Source organism: Anaeromassilibacillus sp. An172, assembly GCF_002160515.1.
Classification (GTDB): Bacteria; Bacillota; Clostridia; order Oscillospirales; family Acutalibacteraceae; genus Limousia; species Limousia pullorum.
In genome coordinates this window covers 45,313-64,036 of sequence record NZ_NFKS01000001.1, presented here as the reverse complement: position 1 = coordinate 64,036, position 18,724 = coordinate 45,313, and the positions used below count along the sequence as shown (strand labels likewise).

Genomic DNA, 18,724 nt, shown 5'->3' with positions numbered 1-18,724 from the left:
TACTCCTTTCTTTAGATAAAATACAAATAATTCATCACATAAGCGGCATAAAGTTTTGCAAAATATTGCTATTATCCATTCTCCTTTCCTGCAATATATTTTTTTACAAATGTACCACTTTATATAGTTTACATTATACTCTTAAGGTAATTTTTTTCAATAATTTTCTTGTATTGTTTTATTAAATTTAGACTATTATTTATTGTTATGTTTAATTCTTTTTGCGGTTAAATACAAAATTCCATGTGTTTTATACACCTAACTTCATCAATTAAAATAAAAAGCGAGATATCTATATTTCTATATATTTAAACAATAAATTAGATTTAATTGGCTTTTAAACAGTTTTTAAATACAACACCTTAAATGATTAAGATATCAATGATAATTTTCATCATATTCAGTTTTTTAGAAACCTTTTAAGTACTGTGTGAAATAAAAAAATCAAACCTATAAAACAAATTCTACAGGTTTGATTTTTGATAGTTTTTTAAATATTGGATTTATAGAGTTTTACTGTTGGTTACGCTCCTATATCATTAAATATAGAAAAATCATAATAATTCAAAATACACATAATCACAGAGGCAATACAGACTAAAATAACTACTACAGTAAAAATTTTCATGACAGTAATTTTAGGTATCCTTCTGTTTTCCATGTTGTCTCTATAAAAATGGTCTTCCTTTATATCCTCTTACAAAGTTCAAGCCTCCAATGCACAGCGGAAAAGTCAAATACAGCAATGTAAAACGGTCAACCGGCATTATTTTTTTATATATCAAAAATTATATTATTATCAAATGAAAAACCGCTGTAACCGCAGATATTATAACATCAATAGTTTTGTACTTCCGCTGTGTGTTCCAGACATAATATATGTTTAAAATTATAATCGGTGAAAATATCAATCCGACTGCAATAATTGCCGTTATTAACGCTGAATTTGGACAGCAATAGACTATTCCGGAAGCGCAAAGGGTTGTTAATGTATTAACAACAAACGACCCTATTATTATTTTTGTCGCAATCGTATTTTTTACTATGTTTAATAATTCCATTTTCTACCCCTCAAAAGCCTCATATAAAAGTATAGAAATGTACTGTATTCATATCCTTTGGTATATTCTTTCCATGATTTCCGGGAGGAAAAATACTTCTGTGACATCCGTGGTCCGGAGCAAACGCCATAAAAGTTCTATGCTGTTTCCAGTTTTCTTTAATTAGCTCATAAAGTGCGCAATAGGTATCAATATTTTTTCTAAGCTCGTTTATGGATTTTCTACCCTTTGGTGTAAACCTGTGCATGTAGTAGTCATAATTACCGTTATACAAAACTATAAGGTCGTGATTGTCCGCAATTATCAGCTCTTCCGCCTTTTTGTTGCACCGGTCAATGGTTGGATAAATAAAATAGTCTACCTTTCTGCCCTTAAAAATCTCGGCTATAGAATCCCCCTGAGTGCAGACTATAGCTACCTTTTTACCTACTGAGGGTAAAAAATCGAAAATGGTGTTTACCTGCAAAACAGGTTTTTCATATTTAAGAATCCCATGATTTTCAGGCTTCATTCCCGTATACATTGAGCCAAAACACACCGGCGTTACAGGAGGATAAACCGTTAGAATGTCCTCCCTAACTTGGGTAATATTTTCAAGAGGCTTAAATAAGTCTTTGTACTCCTGATATATCCACAATCCTATGGCGTCAGGGTTATACATAAAAACTCTGTCAACTTTTGATTTTCCATTTTCATCTACAAAACCAAGTTGTTTGGCAGTTTCTAAGGTTTTTTCTAAAACACCACACTCAATGGTTTTGTCATGTTCGGTATCAGCACCCAGAAAAAATTCTATAGTAGGCCTTATTTTTGTAATTGGAGTTGTATTAAAAATATTATTGTCTTTCACATCAATTCACCCTTATACTATCTTAATCAAGGCTCCAACTGTCGCAATAAGAGAACCTGCAATGACTATAATCTGAAAAGGTATACTTCCGAATTTTCCGCATATTGTGTTTTCTTTTTTGCCTTTTCTGGAATGATTATAAGCCAAAATAACACCCACTCCAGTAAGCACCTGTACAACGCTTGCAAGTCTTGCAAAACCAACAAAGCTTGTAAGTCCCAGCAATGCAATTCCAAGACAAGGAATTGAAGCCAGCAGCCAGCTTTTTTTATTTCCCAGAGAAAGCTGTTCTTCAACAACATCTCTCAGATTTAAAGTATTTGCCCAAAAAGAGGTAGCAAGAGCCAAAAGTGAGAATATATAGCCGATAATGCTGACCCATCCGCCGATTTTTGCCGACATATCTACGATTGCACCATTCTGTGTTACATTATTACCAACACAATACAGAGTTGTAAATGTTATCAGAACAATTAACATAAGATTTATTCCTGTTCCAAGGGCAATAGCTCCACGGATTTTTTTAATATTTCCGTCAAGACCCTTTACCACCTGGGGCACAGACATTACAGCAGACAGAGAAAATGAAATAATGCTGTAAAGAGCCAAGACATTTCCCCATGCTATAAACTTGCTGGCAAAATCTGCACGGCCACTTTTAAAGGATGCACCTATTAGAATCACTATAACCGCCAGCATGAAAATAACTGCAAATTTTTCAAAAATTCCAACCAGTTTCAATCCGAAAAATACAACCAATGCCGCCGCCACAAAGAAAATGCTCATTCCAATTCTGTAATCAATTCCAAGCCAGGATTCCAGCACAGCTCCACCGCCGGTGATAAATCCGCTGACATTGACTATTACGGAAAAACCTAAAAGTATAAATGCAGCTGCCGCCATTATCTTTTTATATTTTCCAATAAATAAATCATTTTCAAAGCATTTGATAAACTGCATTCCTCCGTTGTTGTATGAAAGCTCTGCAATCATAAAATGAAGCAGAAGATTTATACCATACACTAAAACAAATATCACGCACATATCAAATACATTGTTTCTCGACGCTATGTATGGTACGGACAAAATTCCTGCCCCCACACCATGTCCGATTATTATACTTGTGGCTTCAAAAAAAGTAAGCTTTGCCTCGCTTTTCATAGTTACTCCCCTTACTTAAAATATTGTCGCTGTCAATTAGCTGAAACTCGATTGAATTATAGCATAAATAATAGTTACTTTCAATAAATTAAACAAATAAGCGATAGTTTCTGCAAGATAAAAAACTATCGCTCAATAATTGTTATATTAAATTTCTTTTTCTCGCTTCGTTTATCGCTTCCAGCTTACTTTTTGCATTAAGCTTCCTGTAGGTTTCACCGCAGTGATACTTAACAGTAGATTCCTTTATGCTCAGCCTTTCCGCTATATTTTTAATAGACATGCCTTCTGCCTGCATTTTTAAAATTTTCAATGCATTTTCCGAAAGCTTTATTTCTCCGTCCGTTCCACGTTCTAAATATTTTGGATAAAATTCCGCCATTTGTGCACATTCAGATATTACCCTGTTTTTAAAATCCTCATTTTTCCAAACCAGTTTATTTGATTTTAAAAGCTTTATCACAGCAATACCTTCTCTGGAAATTATTCTAACAAAGCCATATTCCTCTGACATATCAATACATTTTTGTAAATTAACTGTCCAATCCTTTCTGCCCATACGATACCATGCAATAGACAACAATAAATATGATTCTATCATAATATATGTACGCTTCATAACATCGGCATAGTAAAGCATTTTTTCCAGAATAGAACATGCCTGATTTAATTTTCCCATTTGCAGATAAACACGAGCTTTGGTTAAATAACGCAATCGTTCCATAGTGGAAAATTCGGCATTTTCCTGAGGGGCTGTCTTCATCCATTCGTTTATTTTTGGATACTTACATTGATAAAGATAAATACGGCACAGCATTGCGTCAATATTAAACAAAAGTCTTTCAGCCTCTTTTTCCGCACGCTCACGAAAAACTAAAAGCTGTTCTTCAGCATAGTCTGCATTGCCGTTAATTATAGATAACCATACAAGTATTCCTGTTGCAACAAAGCACTGTTCTATTTTTCCTCCGCTTTCTGCGGCAAGCTTTCCTTTTTCTGCAAGAGTCATAACACGGTAGCCGTCCATTCCTTTTTCCAGATAGCTTTCTGCTAATGCCAAAGAAACAAGACCCTTTCCATATTTTCCGAGAACAAATTCAACCATTATTCCTATACTTGCGGCAAGCTCATTGTCATGTTTACTCCAATCGCAAAAATCCTTGCCGCCGTTCATCATCGAAGGCAGATTACTTGTAACAGAAAACTCCGGAAGTGTGGCTCCTCTATCCTTTATCAGTGTCCCCGCATGCTTTAAGATATCAACTAAATTTACTATTCCCCTGTGCGGAAGTCCTATATCAAGATACAAAAGTCTGCTCTTAGCCTCTCTTCTCTCACTGCATATATGGGTTTTTGCAAAATCTTTCAGGGCTTCATACCAGCGTTCACTTTCATCAATATTCATCAGCATTGACTGAAGCATACTCATTCCCGCTATAAGCAAAGGATTTTCAAGAATTTTTTCTTCAGGCAAAGAAAGATAATACTTTCTCATTTCAAAATAGTGACCTGATGCAGGGTTCTTTCTCGCATTAGCTATTAAAACTCGAGATATGCTTTCCTTATCATTGCATTGTTCATACATTGAAAGAGCTTCCGGTATTTTGTCATGCATTTCATAATAAAGTCCTGCATGATGATAAAGAGGGTTAATACGCTCATTATTCCATTTTTTCTTTAATCTTAACCGCATGGAATCTCTCATCTGCCATCTATATTCCCATATACCGTTTACACCATCTGAGACAAAAAAGTTTCCCATCTCCTGTGCACGAGCCAATAAAACTGCCACATTACTCTTTCCGGTTATCATTGACGCAAGCTCTTCTGTAAAATTGTCCACAATAGAGGTCTGCATAAAAAATTCCTGCAGCTCAATATCCCATTGGTCATAAACATAGCTTTCAAGGTAATTACACAGTTCCTGAGTAGCTGTCCTCAAATCACCACCGTTTATAGCCAAAAGTCTAATAGCAATCGGAAATCCCTCTGTAAATTTTATAATTTCATCCTCTTGCTTTTCATTTAATATAATGTTATTTTCTTTCAAAAAAAGAATTTGTTCTTCCCTTGTAAGATAAAAATCAGACTCAGGTATAGTAATAAAAGCATAGTGTATGTAAATAGATATGAGCCATCCGGGCATAGGAGAACGTGATATGAGCAGCAGCCATATATTTCCTTGTTCTAAAAGCTTTATTATGAGTTCTTCATAGCTTTTTCGTTCAGAAACACCCGTAACAAAATGCAAATCATCAATTACTACTATTTTTTCTTTTCCGTCTTTGCTTATATTTATTTCCTCAGGTGATACTTTAGCCGCTGAAAAGACACTATACTTTTTATGAGCTAAAAAATCCTTTACTAACGCCGTTTTTCCCGAACCTGTCACCCCATACATATACACCGGTGTTCTTATTTTATAGGCCATACTTAATTTTCTGCTTGCTTCCTTTGGTCTTATATAGTAACTATCATTATACAACATATTTTACTCCTTATAACGCCGCAAATTTCTTCCATCACGCTGTATTACATGGCTATATAAATAAATCTATAAAAATATAATAACAAAAATTTTTATAAAAGTGAACTATCCAAAAGTATAGTCAAAGGGCTTTTTTAATTTTATTTTGCAGGCTTTTCCAATATTATACAAGCAAAAGCCCCTACTGCTAAAAGCAATAGGGGCTTCGCCTCATTTATTATTGATTATAACTTGATAGAATTATTTTTTTGATATTGAAATCTGAATCAATGTTGCATCAATAATTGATATTGTTCCATCATTGTTCATATCTGCAAGAAGTTTATCAAACTCTGGGCCTTCTGCAAGTGAACCTACTATATATCTCTGAATAGCTGTTACATCTGCAACTTCCAATGAGCCGCTGTTATTTACATCACCAAGAACAGCTCCGCAGCCTGTGCATACGCCATCTTCAAAATGATGTCCTGTTGCAGGAATAACTTTCCACTCATCGAGATTTGTAATCTCTACAGTGCATTCTGCATCTTCAAAATATTTATCGCATGAGCAAATATAATAATCCTTAACTCCAAGCTCTGTGCAGGTTGCAGGCTTGCCGCTTACAAGTGTTCCTGAATGTACATGTGCATCTTTCCACATACGCTCTACAACAGCATAGTCAATACGGCTGTATCCGCCTGTAACAGTAACTTTAAGTGTATGTTCCTCGTTTGCCTTAGCATTCTCAACTGGAACATACCACATGCGTGCGGAAATTTTACCATTTGTTCCAAGCTTTGAAGTATCAATTGTCTGAGGTTCAACAACTTCACCGTCAAGTTCAAATGTCAATTTTCCATACTGACCGCTGGTTGATGTATCTCCCATTGGAGTAATTCCGCCGTAGAGCTGAACGCCGGTTCCCTTGAAATGAATTGTGTAGCTTGCGCCGTCTGCCTTTGTTCTTGCAAATCCCAGATTCTGATACATTGCATTCTGTATATGCTCAACCCAGTTGCTGTTCTCATCAGCGTCAGCATTAAATCCAGAATTATCTGTTCCTATCTGCTTGCTTATTGTCAAAGCAGGAGTGTATTCAAATCTGTTTTCTTCATTTTCGTCTGTTACATTCTGATTGATATAAATCTGAACAGCCTTAGTTCCTGCATTGTATTCATTGAGGATATCTTCCGGAACCTCTCCTTTATATGTTACAGTTGCTCCGTCAATACCTGCCTGATTATTGTTAAGCTTTTCAATTTCAAGAGTATATACTCCCTGCTCCAAGCCGTCAAATATAAGGCTTGCACCTGAGCCGGTTTTCCATGTAATAACTTCACCGTTTTCATCTACAACTCTCGCTCTGATGTTGCTTGCCTGATCACTTCTGAGCTTGAGCTCTACTTTTGTTCCATAGAATTTGAATGTTGCCTTTGCGCCTGTCCAGTTGGAGAAGTGACCGTCATTTTCCAAAGGATAATATGTAACGGCTGACTTATTGGACTCTGTTTCACGGTAAGACCACAAAGAGTCATAATCAAAACAGAACAAACCGTCACCCATTGTGTTGTCGTTTACGGTAACTACATTCACCTTATTAGGGTCAACGATTTCCAAATTGCTGTCAACGCCATAAATTGCCGGTAAACCATTTGATGTAACCTCAAACTTTAAGGCTGTTGTCTTAACGAGTTCTTCTGAGTTAAATGTCCATGCACTATCTGCATGTGCCATATCTCCCAGAGATACCCACTGATTGTCACTATTTTTATAGTATACAGCGATTGATGTGATATTATTTCCCTTTTCAGTTATTGTAACCTCATAAAAACGGCTTTCATCGAAGCTGTTTTCAAGGCTGTATGTTTCAGCCTCTGCTGATGGCTGCCAATATGTTTCATTGTGATTATCAAATGCAAATGAAGCGTACATGCCTTCAGCTGCTGCCGGTGTTGATGTAGCTTTAGCGTCAAGCTTCCAGAAATAGAGATTTGCTTCGCCGCCGCCCAATACTATTGTAAACTGTCCGTTTTCATCAACAGCTACCTTTTTAAGTTCTCCGTTATTGTCCTTATCAACCTCATACAAGTCATAACCCATAAAGGACGGGTCAACTGTAATTGTGATTTCCTGACGGGTATTATCGGAAGAACCTGCCTCACGTGCTGTAATATTAAACTGATTGTAGCGTTCAGCCTGTCCTGCTACCAATCCATTCATTACCATAAATGCTTTTGGAGCTGTTGCACCTGCAAAGTACTCCGCTATCTCGCTTTCATAAAGACCTGGCAGTGTGTCAAAGTATCCCAAAAGAACATCTCCGGTCAAACCGTCATGTGTATCGGAAAGGCTTACCATTGACACATCCTTAAGACCATATTCCTTGTTTTTAAGCTGGCTTTCCTCTGCGTCAAAATTGCTGCGGTTAAAGCCGTCTGTTGATGCAGAATCATCTGCTCCCAGTTCTCCAACTTTTACCATAATCCAGTCACTGTTCAAACGTGTGAGCTGGTCATCTATGGCATGTACTCTGTCAATAATTTCTCCCCATTCCAAAAGTCCACGGGTAGGTGTTCCGTCTTCATCCCAGAAATATGAACGGTCAAACTGATATTCAACACGGAAGAAATTGAGCCATTTCATACCTGAAATCAAAGATGTATTTACAACCAAATTCTTATTTGACTGTGAATGGTTAAATGCAAATGCATCAAGATACTGACCAAACATTATAGGCTTGCTTCCTGTGCCGTCATTTCCGCCTGATGCAAGCTTGCGATAAAGATTCCATGTTGGAAGGTTCAGCAATTTGCGGGCTGCAGCTTTCTGAACATTCTCAGCAGAAAGGTTTATACTTGAAGGATTAGCCCAAGAACTGTCACCGTAATAGTCGTCCCATGTGAGCATGTCAGGTTCTGCTATTTCCATATATTCTCGGAGATTTGACTCATTCCACTGATTCGGGAACTGGTTTGTATGGAGAATAACTCCCGGATAATTTTCACGTGTCCAATCAAACCATTTTCCGAAAGCTTCAGCTTCACTTCTGCTGTAGTATCCCTCGTCACCGAAACAGAAGCTGATTGCATTATAAATATAATCCTTCATGGATTCCGGAATAAAGTCAGTAGGCTCACCGGCACTTGACATATTGTTGCCGCCAAAAGGAGCCTTTGCAATACCCCAAAGTGAATCAGGATTATAAAGCATATAATCTGAATTTCCAAAATCAGGGTCATAGAAAAGCGGACCGTCATAACCAAACTGCTCTGACTCTTCTACTGTAGGTGTTCCACGTCCGTATCCCTCACTTGGAGTCCAGCCAAGCATAGGTAAACCACGTTCTATAACTGTTGCCTGACCGCTTGCTATATACTGATGCTGTTCCTCATGCTCATAAGGGACATCTCCGCCCTCTGGTGCCGGCTGCTTTTCCGGAACATCAGCTGAATCTGTATATATCATAAACTGATACATACGGAGATTTTTGTTGGAATACTGCCAGTTTGTAACTTCAAATTTTATGTATCGGGTATCATAAGATACACCGAGTTCATATCTTACAACATTCTGATGATACTGTACACCTGTGCACATATTTCCCTTTGTTACAGGAGTTTCCCATTTCTGACCATCTGCGCTGACAGATATTTTGACTTTATTCTGTCCCAAGCCAAGATTTGAAGGACCGAAAGCTGCACGTATACGGCTTATACTGTACACATCACCGAGATCAACTGTGAAAAGAGTTGTTGGGGCTTTTGTTCCCTGTCCGTCAGGCAGCTTAGAAGCCTCTACTTCCCAGTAAGACTCACTTGTGTCTACATATGAACCATCAGCTTTACTGCTTTCTGGCAAAATAACAAGATAATCCTTTTTCAGAATTTCCATAAGCTTTGCCTGGTCGCCTACAGCTGTTTCAACTGAAAGATCATTCATTATCTTTTCATTGTTTACAATAGCTGTACGTCCACGATAGTCAGAATTAACCTTTATTACATTAACTGTGTAGGTCTTAGATTTGTCTCCCTGTGACACATTAACAACTATGTTATGTTCGCCAAGATCAGATACATCCATCTGTACATAGCCACTGCTGTTCAAGGATTCGCCATTAACAGTTACCTTAGCATCTTCAGATGATGCAAATGGATAAACCTGTATGGAGTTTACCGAATTATACGCTGTTCCTGTGTAACTTGTTACCTCTGGAGCAAATCCCGTGTCGTTTGGCTTAACACCGTCAGGATAAGCTTCTGTGGGAGTGAGCTCGTAAACCTTATCAATTATAAGGTTTTTAAGATACGGTTCTTCTCCGTTCGGTGTTTCAACTGCGGAAACCGCAACAGACGTTGCCGCCGTAACCAACAGCATCCACGCACACAACAGACTTATAATGCGTTTGCTAAATCCTTTAAAACACACTTTCTCCGTTGCTTTTCTTTGTATTTTCTTCATTTTGTGTCCTCCTTTTATTTGTTTTTTCACGCATACAAGCATATTAGCCAGATTTCCTTTTTTATTATAGTTTTTTGTAATTTTAAAAAACAAAAATATAATCAAAAAAATTCCAAATAATTGTACTTGTACCTTAAAAATATTATAACATTCTAATTTTTACAATTCAACATGAAAAACATTATATATGCAATACGCCAATCCAAAATATAAGTAATTTTTTTGTGTAATATGCAATACAATAATTTAATTATGTAAATTAAAAAAGCAGATACATGAACAATATCCATGTATCTGCTTTTATGTAGCTTATAAAAGTATCTTAATTTTCACTTTTTAATTTTTTAGGTTTATCTGTATTCTTTCTTCTTTTGGACAATTCCGCAACCGCTGTGTAAAGAACATCTGTTGAAGAATTCAAAGCTGTTTCGCAGGAGTCCTGAATTACTCCAACTACAAAGCCTGCTCCAACAACCTGCATTGCAATATCGTTTGGTATTCCGAAAAGACTGCATGCAAGGGGAACCAGCAGCAGTGAACCTCCGGCAACTCCGGAAGCTCCGCAGGCGCTTACAGCTGAAAGAATACTGAGTATAATCGCAGAGCCTATATCAACGTTTATTCCTAATGTATTTGCTGCAGCAAGTGTCAAAACTGAAATTGTAACAGCTGCGCCGCCCATATTTATTGTGGCGCCAAGTGGGATTGATACAGCGTATGTATCCTCGTCAAGTTCAAGCTCCTCGCACAGCTTCATATTTACAGGAATGTTTGCAGCAGAGCTTCTTGTAAAGAACGCTGTAATTCCGCTGTCCTTAAGACATTTGAAAACCAACGGATAAGGATTTTTTCTTATTCCTATAAATACAATTATGGGGTTTACCACCAAAGCGATAAAAGCCATAACACCAACCAACAAAGCTATGAGCTTTCCGTAATCTACAAGAGAACCTATTCCCTGAGTTGAAATGGTATTAAAAACCAGTCCCATAACACCGAAAGGAGCCAAACTGATTACCCATTTTACTATCTGTGAAAGGGCGTCGGCTATGTTCTCGATGGCATTCTTTGTACCCTGAGAAGCTTTCTTCAAAGCAATTCCCAAAAGCACTGCCCATGTCAGTATTCCAATGTAGTTTGCATTTACCAAGGCGTCAACGGGGTTTGATACTATGTTCATAAGCAAAGTCTTCAAAACCTCGTTAATTCCCCCCGGCGGAGCGACACTTGAGGCTGTTTCCCCAAGTTTTAGCTGTATCGGGAAAATAAAGCTTGCTATAACTGCGATGCTTCCCGCTATGAGGGTTCCAAGAATATAAAGGAAAATAATTCTCTTCATATTTGTCTTTTTGCCCTGCTTGTTTCTGGAAAGCGCACTCATAACCAAGAAAAGCACCAGAAGCGGCGCTACAGCTTTCAGTGCACCTACAAATAAATCTCCGAGAGTGGATAAAAAAGTAAGCTGAGGGAAAAACAGTCCTAAAAGTATACCGATAATCAAACCGACTATTATCCTCTTTACAAGACTTACTCTGTTCCACAAACCAATAATTTTTCTCATAAAGTTCCTCATTTCTATCAGTCGTAATTATTATTATACCATATTACAGACATATTTGAAACAGGTTTTTCGAGAAAATTTATACCATTTACTGTTTTTCTACAAATTATTTTATATTTTCCCTTTTAAGTCTTTCCAATATCTCCTTATCCGCCGGACAAAAATCATATTTTGACGCTTCCCATGGATAAACCCATTTTATATCATTGTGTTCCAGCTTTTTAGGCTCTCCGGAAACTATTACCGCCTTAAACAGTGTAAGCTCAATCTTTATATCCGGGTAATCGTGTACTAAGGAAGCATAAATTTCCTTAGGAAGAATTTCAACTGAAAGTTCCTCTAAACACTCTCTAATTAAGGCTTGTTCCTTGCTTTCACCTTTTTCTACTTTTCCTCCGGGAAACTCCCATAAAAGTCCTCTGTCTTTATTTTCAGGTCTTTGGCAAATCATGATTTTCTCAGTGCTCGGATCATATATCAATGCCGCCACAACCTGTATTGTTTTTCTTTCTGTCATTTCATCTCTTCCTTTATGGTTTTATCGCCACTTTCATAACTCCGTCTTTTTTATTCTCAAACAGCTCGTAGGCTTTTTCAATATCTTTTAAGCTGTAAGTGTGTGTAATAAGGGGTGTTGTGTCTATTTTACCCTGTTCTATTAAACTGAGTATTTCTTCACAGTCGCATCCGTCCACTCCGCCTGTTTTAAATGTAAGATTTTTACCGTACATATCAGGAAGCGGCAACACTTGAGGTTCATCATACAAAGCCACAATAATAACATTAGCGTTAGGTCTTGCACATTCCCATGCCATTTTAAATGTATCCTTTATTCCTGCAACCTCGAAAACCACATCAGCTCCTCCATGACTGCTGTTTTCAATAACTGTATCTTTAAGCTTGTCAGGAGTTACTGTTATAACCTGTGGATAGTTCTTTTTCATAAATTCTATTCTGCCGCTGTCATTTTCGCAAACAATGATTTTACCGGGATTTTTTAGCATTGCGCACAGCATAGTGCAAATTCCTGTAGGGCCTGCTCCGATAATCAGAACTGTGTCCTGAGGCTTAATATCCGCAATTCTTACCGCCCAAAATCCTGTAGCTAAAATATCTCCTGTAAAAAGTGCTTGCTCATCTGTTACATTATCGGGAATTTTTGTAAGGCCGGTATCGGCAAAAGGAACTCTCACATATTCTGCCTGTCCTCCGTCGATTCTACAGCCCAACGCCCATCCGCCGTTTTTATCGGTGCAATTGTTTACAAAACCGTTTTTACAGAAAAAACAATCTCCGCAGAATGTTTCAACATTCACAGCCACTCGGTCGCCTATTTTTAAGTTTTTAACCTGCGAGCCTAATTCCTCCACTATTCCAACCATTTCATGTCCCACGGTTATTCCTTTAACCGCTTTCGGAACAGAACCGTGTTTTATATGTATATCGCTGGAACAGATACTGCCCAATGTGACCTTTACTATTGCGTCACGGTCATTTAAAATTTTCGGAACCTGTTTTTCCTTTAATACAAATTTTCCGCTGTCTTCATATGTATAGGCAAGCATTGAAATCCTCTTTTCCATATAATAATTTTTTAACAAAATACCTTTGCGTTCCACCGTATTTTCTCTGATAACTCTGTATCCTTGCTTTTCAAAAAACGGCTTTGCAGTTATTGAGGCGTACACACTGATTTTTTCAGATTTTACAAATCCCTCTAAGGTTTTGCAAATCTTTTCTCCTATTCCTTTTCCCTGATAATCCTTATGAACATAAAGCCTGTCAAGATAACCGGTTTCATCAATATTTCCAAAACCTGCAATTATATTTTCACACACAGCAACTATAGATAAGCTATCCAAAAACACCTTATTCCATTTTTCAAAGTCAATATCCTTAGACGCCCATACGTCCAGCTGCTCTTCTGTGTAATCCCTTGCATTTACACTGTGAACCGTTTCATAAAAAAGCTTTGCAGTTTTCTCACAGTCTGTTGTCTTGTACCTTCTTATTTCTATATTCATAGCTTTCACCTATGTTATTTAAGCATAAAATCTGCCCATTTGCCTTTATATGAAGGCTCCTGCTGACTCCAGTATATAAGTCTTTCCACATAGTACATTATTCTGTTTTCCACAGCTTCTTTTGCGGTTTCTATTCCGTACTTTCTCACTATTGCGGTAAGCTCATACATAGGAAAACCCATAGCATGACCGGCTGTATGGACGACTGCGCATCCCTGTCCTACCGCATGACAAAGTGCTATATCTTCTAAAGAGTCTATTTCTTTAGCAAAACCATGGCAGTCAAGGATTTTTCTCTGAGCCTCTCTCATGCGTATTTCTCCAAAAGCCCAAAGTTTTGAGGCATTTAGTGCTTCTCTCGGCCTTGTTTCATCCGGATACTTTTCTTCCAAAACTCTTACGGCTTCTTCGGAAAGCTCAAGCGCCCACAAAGCCATTGTTCTGTGGTTTTGCTGTTCTATTAAAAATTTTAGTTCACTAAAACATTCGCTGTCCTTTGAAAACAAAATCTGATTTTTCCTTTTAAGCTTATTTTTTACTTCTTCCGTCCACTCCATATAATTCACCTTTAAAATAATATCACATAAATATAAAAAGTACAACTTATCAGTTTAAATGAACACCTGCTTTGTTGATATACTGTCATAAAATTCCTTGTCGTGCTCTACAAAAATAATCGTGGGTTTAAAATTTAAAAGTAAATTTTCTATTTGTATTCTTGATATAACATCAATATAATTCAGCGGTTCATCCCATACAAGAAAATGGGCTTTTTCACACAAGCTCTTGGCTATTAAAACTTTTTTCTTTTGACCTTGGCTAAAGCTCTCCAGATTTTTATTAAACTGTTCCCTTGAAAAATCAAGTTTTCTCAAAATCGCCATAAACAAACTTTCATCTATATTATTTTCAAAAGCAAAGTTTTTCAAATTTCCTCGTAAAAATGAAGTGTCCTGCGATACATACGATATTTTCAGTTGACTTCCCTTTATAAATGTGCCTTTATAAGAAATATTTCCAAAAGCTATAAGCTTTAAAAGAGTTGATTTACCGCTTCCGTTTTTTCCTAAAACAGCTACCCTGTCGCCTTTTTCCACGTTGAAAGTAATATTCCCGCACACTTTTGTATCTCCGTAATAAAGGCTTACATCTTTTAATGTCAATAGATTTTTGCTGTGGTATTCAAGCTGTTCTATTTTCAAATCCTCACTTTTTTCTATATTTTTCAAAAGCTTGGATTTTTCTTCAATAGCGTTTTCCATGTTCCTTTTTACAGCTTTTGAGCGCTTAGCCATTTTAGCGGCTTTATGACCAATAAATCCTCGATCAGGCCGCAGTCCGGAATTTTTGGTGCCGTATTTTGTATTTTCAACTTTATTTGACCAGGCTGATTTTTCTGCGGCACTTTCCGAAAAGCTTTTTATCTGTTTTTTCAGCCTATCATTTTCCGCAAGCTCCTTTAAATCACGTTTCTCCTTGTATTCATACCAGGAAGAAAAATTTCCCTTAAATATTTCGATATCACTTCTGTTAATCGAAAGAATATGGTCAACGCATCCGTCAAGAAATTTTCTGTCATGGGATACAAGTATAAATCCTTTCTTTCCTTTTAAATATCTGCTCACAGATTCTCTGCCTTTTAAGTCCAAGTGATTTGTAGGCTCATCAATAAGAAGAAAACTGTTTTCCTTAATAAACAAAACCGCAAGCATAAGCTTTGTCTGCTCTCCTTTTGAAAGCGTAGAGAAAGGTCGGTACAATATTTCACTGTCTGTTTCCAGCTTATTAAGCTCGTATTCAAGCTCCCAAAGCATGAAATCCGAGTATAAGCTTTCGGCAATCTCTATTCCATTAAGAGCTGTGTTTTCCACCTCAAAAGGAAAATATTCAAAATTCACAGAAGAATTTATTGTACCGGTATATTCATAGCTGCCCATCAAAAGTTTTAAGAAGGTAGTTTTTCCCCTTCCGTTTCTTCCCGTAAATCCTATTTTCCAATCAGTGTCTATTTGAAAACTAACATTTTCAAAAACATTATCAAAACTTCCGTCATAGGAAAAAGTGAGATTTTTTACATCAATCAGCGACATTCTTTGTCCTCCTTTAAAATAAAAATGGCTGCAAGGAAAAATAACCCTTGCAACCATAGAAAAACAAAGTATCCGAAGACTTTATTTAAAACAAAAAGTTGAAAAGGCATAATTTTCCTGCATAATAGATATTACAAAACAGCGGCTAAACCGCTTAAATCTGACATACCAAAAATCAGCAAGAAAAATTACGCATCTTTTCAACTCCAATCATCAATTTATGTATCGATTATACTACATACAAATTTAAAAATCAACTACGGCAACTATTCTATTTCAAAAGTAACCGTTGGATTTCCGGTGCCCACCGCTTCTTTTAAGCCTGTGGTGTCTGTTATATAACCAATTCTTGTATATGTATATGAGGTATTGTGTGATTCATAAAACAGAACCAAATAGTCCGACTGATACAGCATAATGTCGCCGGTGTTTATACTTCCCACGTTTTCCGGATTTGACTGAAAGCTTTCAGAAAATCTGTAATACTTTTCGTTTCCATTAAGCTCACTCATAGTGACTGTAAGAGGGAATTTACTTAACAACTGCTGTGCACAGGGAGAGTCATTGTATATTTTAGCGTTAAAAACACTTCCGTTAACTGTAACTTTAATATCAGTCATTGTTTCTTCATCCCCCTGTGTTTCAGTCTGTGTTGTTTCGAAGGTTTCATTTCCTGTTGGTTCCGTCATTTCTTCAGACTGAATTTCAGTCGTATGTTCTTCTGTCAAAACAATATCCGTTGTTAAAGATTCTTCCGTAAGATTATTATCGGAAACTGAGCAAGCTGACAAAATAACAATTAACAGGCTTAACAGCAAAATAAAAATCTTTTTCATATCAAACGCTCTTACCCATTTCATAGGCTTTTTTAAGAATTTCTTCATCTTTTTTGGCTTCTCCGGTTTCTGTAAGTCCTGTTCCTCTGATTACCCCGGCAAGGGTTGCTTTTTCAAAGCAGTCAACCCAACCCTGCACTCCTTTTACAGCTCCGTCCATTGCGCTTTCTTCATCCTCGGCAGAAGCCGCCAAAAGGTAAACATCACGGAATTTATAATCGCTTGGAAAAAGACAGTTCATTCTGTCAATAAGAGTTTTCATCTGTCCTGACATTTCATAATAATAAACCGGTGTTGCATAAACAACCACGTCTGCATTTTTTACCTTTTCAGCAATCTCATTTGCGTCATCTTTTATTACACACTCCTGTGTTAATTGGCAGGAAAGACAGCCAATACAAAAATCAATTTTCTTTCCTATTAAAGAAATAAATTCAACCTCATTGCCTGCATCCTTTGCACCTCTTTCAAACTCTCTGGCTATATAATCGGAATTGCTGTTTCTTCTCAAGCTTGTAGAAATAATAAGTACCTTTTTCATTTGTATCAACCTTTCTTAAAAAATCATTCGTCACACTTTTTTATAAACTTAGCAGGAACTCCGCCTACCACAGTATTTTTTTCAACATCCTTCGTCACCACTGCTCCGGCGGCTACTATTGCTCCGTCGCCTATTGTAACGCCGGACAAAATGGTGGAATTTGAACCTATCCAAACATTTTTTCCTATATGAATAGGCTTTGGTATCATATCATGCCTGGTCTCCGGATTCATATCGTGATTTAAGGTGGCAAGCACCACATTGTGCCCTATCAACGCTCCGTCGTCTATAAAAATGCCGCCCTGGTCTTGGAATTTACATCCCATATTTATAAACACATTTTTTCCTATTGTAATATTCTTTCCGCAGTCAGTATAAAAAGGCGGAAACATTGCAAAAGTTTCATCAACCGGTTTTCCTATAATCTCAGAAAAGATTTCTCTTATCTCCTGCGGATCATGGTAGCCGCTGTTAAGCTTTGCTGTAAGCTTTAAAGCCTCCTGAGATACACCGTGCATAAACTGATGTACAGGAGAACCGGCTTTAATATATTCTCCTGAATTTAATCTTGACAAATATTCCTTTAAATCCATATATCCCACCAAGCTTCCATAAATTATTTCTATAATATAATTATATTATGATTTTCAAAAATAGCAAATACTTATAAATTATACTTTACCATAGTTGACAGTTATGATAATAAAAAGTTATAATTTCCTCATAGAGGTGATAATATGGAACTTAGAGTGCTTAAATATTTTCTCGCTGTTGCAAGAGAAGAAAATATAACCGCCGCCGCAGAAAAGCTTCACATTACACAGCCCACACTTTCAAAACAGCTTATGGATTTAGAAGATGAGCTGGGCAAAAAGCTTTTTATTCGTGGTAAAAGAAAAATAACCCTCACCGAAGAAGGAGTATTTCTTAAAAAGCGTGCCGCTGAAATAGTAGAACTTGCAAATAAAACCGAGTCCGAAATAAAAATGCAGGATGATATTGTGGGCGGCGAAATCTACATAGGCGGAGGAGAAACCCAGTCTATGCATTTTATCGCCCAAACAATCAAAAGCCTCTCTATTAAATATCCTCAAATCAGATTTCACATGTTCAGCGGCAACGGAGAGGATATTGAGGAACGCCTTGATAAGGGTTTAATAGATTTCGGAGTATTTGTCGGCCTTACAGATTTAAAAAAATATAACTATTTAAAGCTTAAATCCTTCGATACATGGGGCTTACTTATGAGAAAGGACTGTCCTCTTGCCCAAAATAAAACTATCTCTCCCAAAGACATAGCTAAAATTCCTATACTTTGTTCAAGACAAGCTCTCATACAAAATGAACTTGCCGGCTGGCTGGGCTATTCTTTTGATAAACTCAATATAATCGGCACATATAATTTGATATACAACGCATCTGTAATGGTTGATGAAGGAATAGGCTGCGCTTTAGCCATAGATGGACTTATAAACACCACCGGAAACAGCCGACTGTGTTTCAGACCTTTGGAGCCTGAAATAAAAGCTGACACAATTATTGCCTGGAAAAAACACAAAGCCTTCTCAAAATCAGCAGAAAAATTTCTTGAGTATTTACAGGATGGACTCTCCGCAAAATAAAATAACGCCGAAATCACATTCTAACAAAGCTGTGATTTCGGCGTATTTAA

General features: G+C 37.0%; 14 protein-coding genes. 1 reads left to right on the top strand and 13 read right to left on the bottom strand.

Annotated elements, in window-relative coordinates:
• Window positions 1-788: 788 nt before the first annotated feature.
• The 13 genes from B5F08_RS13180 to B5F08_RS00195 all read right to left on the bottom strand — a co-directional run bounded on the left by B5F08_RS13180 (window position 789) and on the right by B5F08_RS00195 (window position 17,645).
• Entirely contained in the window at window positions 789-1,061 is a 273-nt protein-coding gene (locus B5F08_RS13180; protein ID WP_087375852.1) for a hypothetical protein, read from the bottom strand.
• A gap of 19 nt (window positions 1,062-1,080) precedes the next feature.
• Window positions 1,081-1,911 (bottom strand): alkaline phosphatase family protein, encoded by an 831-nt coding sequence (locus tag B5F08_RS00250; RefSeq protein ID WP_087375851.1) that lies wholly within the window; start codon window positions 1,909-1,911, stop codon window positions 1,081-1,083.
• A gap of 12 nt (window positions 1,912-1,923) precedes the next feature.
• On the bottom strand, window positions 1,924-3,072 hold the full coding sequence (locus B5F08_RS00245) for an aromatic amino acid transport family protein (RefSeq protein WP_087375850.1): 1,149 nt from the start codon (window positions 3,070-3,072) through the stop codon (window positions 1,924-1,926).
• Between the two features lie 142 nt (window positions 3,073-3,214).
• Window positions 3,215-5,560, bottom strand: a complete 2,346-nt coding sequence (locus B5F08_RS00240; RefSeq protein WP_087375849.1) for a LuxR C-terminal-related transcriptional regulator — start codon at window positions 5,558-5,560, stop codon at window positions 3,215-3,217.
• A 240-nt stretch (window positions 5,561-5,800) separates the two neighbouring features.
• Window positions 5,801-10,000 (bottom strand): discoidin domain-containing protein, encoded by a 4,200-nt coding sequence (locus tag B5F08_RS00235; protein WP_158096166.1) that lies wholly within the window; start codon window positions 9,998-10,000, stop codon window positions 5,801-5,803.
• A 322-nt stretch (window positions 10,001-10,322) separates the two neighbouring features.
• Entirely contained in the window at window positions 10,323-11,561 is a 1,239-nt protein-coding gene (sstT, locus tag B5F08_RS00230; protein ID WP_087375847.1) for a serine/threonine transporter SstT, read from the bottom strand.
• Window positions 11,562-11,667: 106 nt separating this feature from the next.
• Window positions 11,668-12,078 carry a (deoxy)nucleoside triphosphate pyrophosphohydrolase gene (locus B5F08_RS00225; RefSeq protein WP_087375846.1) on the bottom strand — a complete coding sequence of 137 codons (411 nt, stop codon included), beginning with the start codon at window positions 12,076-12,078 and terminating at the stop codon, window positions 11,668-11,670.
• Window positions 12,079-12,091: 13 nt separating this feature from the next.
• Window positions 12,092-13,585 (bottom strand): GNAT family N-acetyltransferase, encoded by a 1,494-nt coding sequence (locus tag B5F08_RS00220; RefSeq protein ID WP_087375845.1) that lies wholly within the window; start codon window positions 13,583-13,585, stop codon window positions 12,092-12,094.
• Window positions 13,586-13,599: 14 nt separating this feature from the next.
• Window positions 13,600-14,142, bottom strand: coding sequence for a putative immunity protein (locus tag B5F08_RS00215; RefSeq protein ID WP_087375844.1), 543 nt, complete (start codon window positions 14,140-14,142; stop codon window positions 13,600-13,602).
• Window positions 14,143-14,196: 54 nt separating this feature from the next.
• Window positions 14,197-15,675 (bottom strand): ribosomal protection-like ABC-F family protein, encoded by a 1,479-nt coding sequence (abc-f, locus tag B5F08_RS00210; RefSeq protein ID WP_087375843.1) that lies wholly within the window; start codon window positions 15,673-15,675, stop codon window positions 14,197-14,199.
• A 266-nt stretch (window positions 15,676-15,941) separates the two neighbouring features.
• Complete coding sequence (locus B5F08_RS13445; RefSeq protein ID WP_242968150.1) at window positions 15,942-16,559, bottom strand: cyclophilin-like fold protein; 618 nt, start codon at window positions 16,557-16,559, stop codon at window positions 15,942-15,944.
• On the bottom strand, window positions 16,513-17,052 hold the full coding sequence (locus tag B5F08_RS00200; protein ID WP_087375842.1) for a flavodoxin family protein: 540 nt from the start codon (window positions 17,050-17,052) through the stop codon (window positions 16,513-16,515). The genes B5F08_RS13445 and B5F08_RS00200 overlap by 47 nt, the downstream gene beginning before the upstream one ends.
• Window positions 17,053-17,075: 23 nt before the next feature.
• Window positions 17,076-17,645 (bottom strand): sugar O-acetyltransferase, encoded by a 570-nt coding sequence (locus tag B5F08_RS00195; protein WP_204245139.1) that lies wholly within the window; start codon window positions 17,643-17,645, stop codon window positions 17,076-17,078.
• Window positions 17,646-17,789: 144 nt separating this feature from the next.
• Between B5F08_RS00195 and B5F08_RS00190 the strand changes: the two genes are divergently transcribed.
• Window positions 17,790-18,674, top strand: coding sequence for a LysR family transcriptional regulator (locus tag B5F08_RS00190; protein ID WP_087375840.1), 885 nt, complete (start codon window positions 17,790-17,792; stop codon window positions 18,672-18,674).
• The last annotated feature ends 50 nt before the right edge of the window (window positions 18,675-18,724 follow it).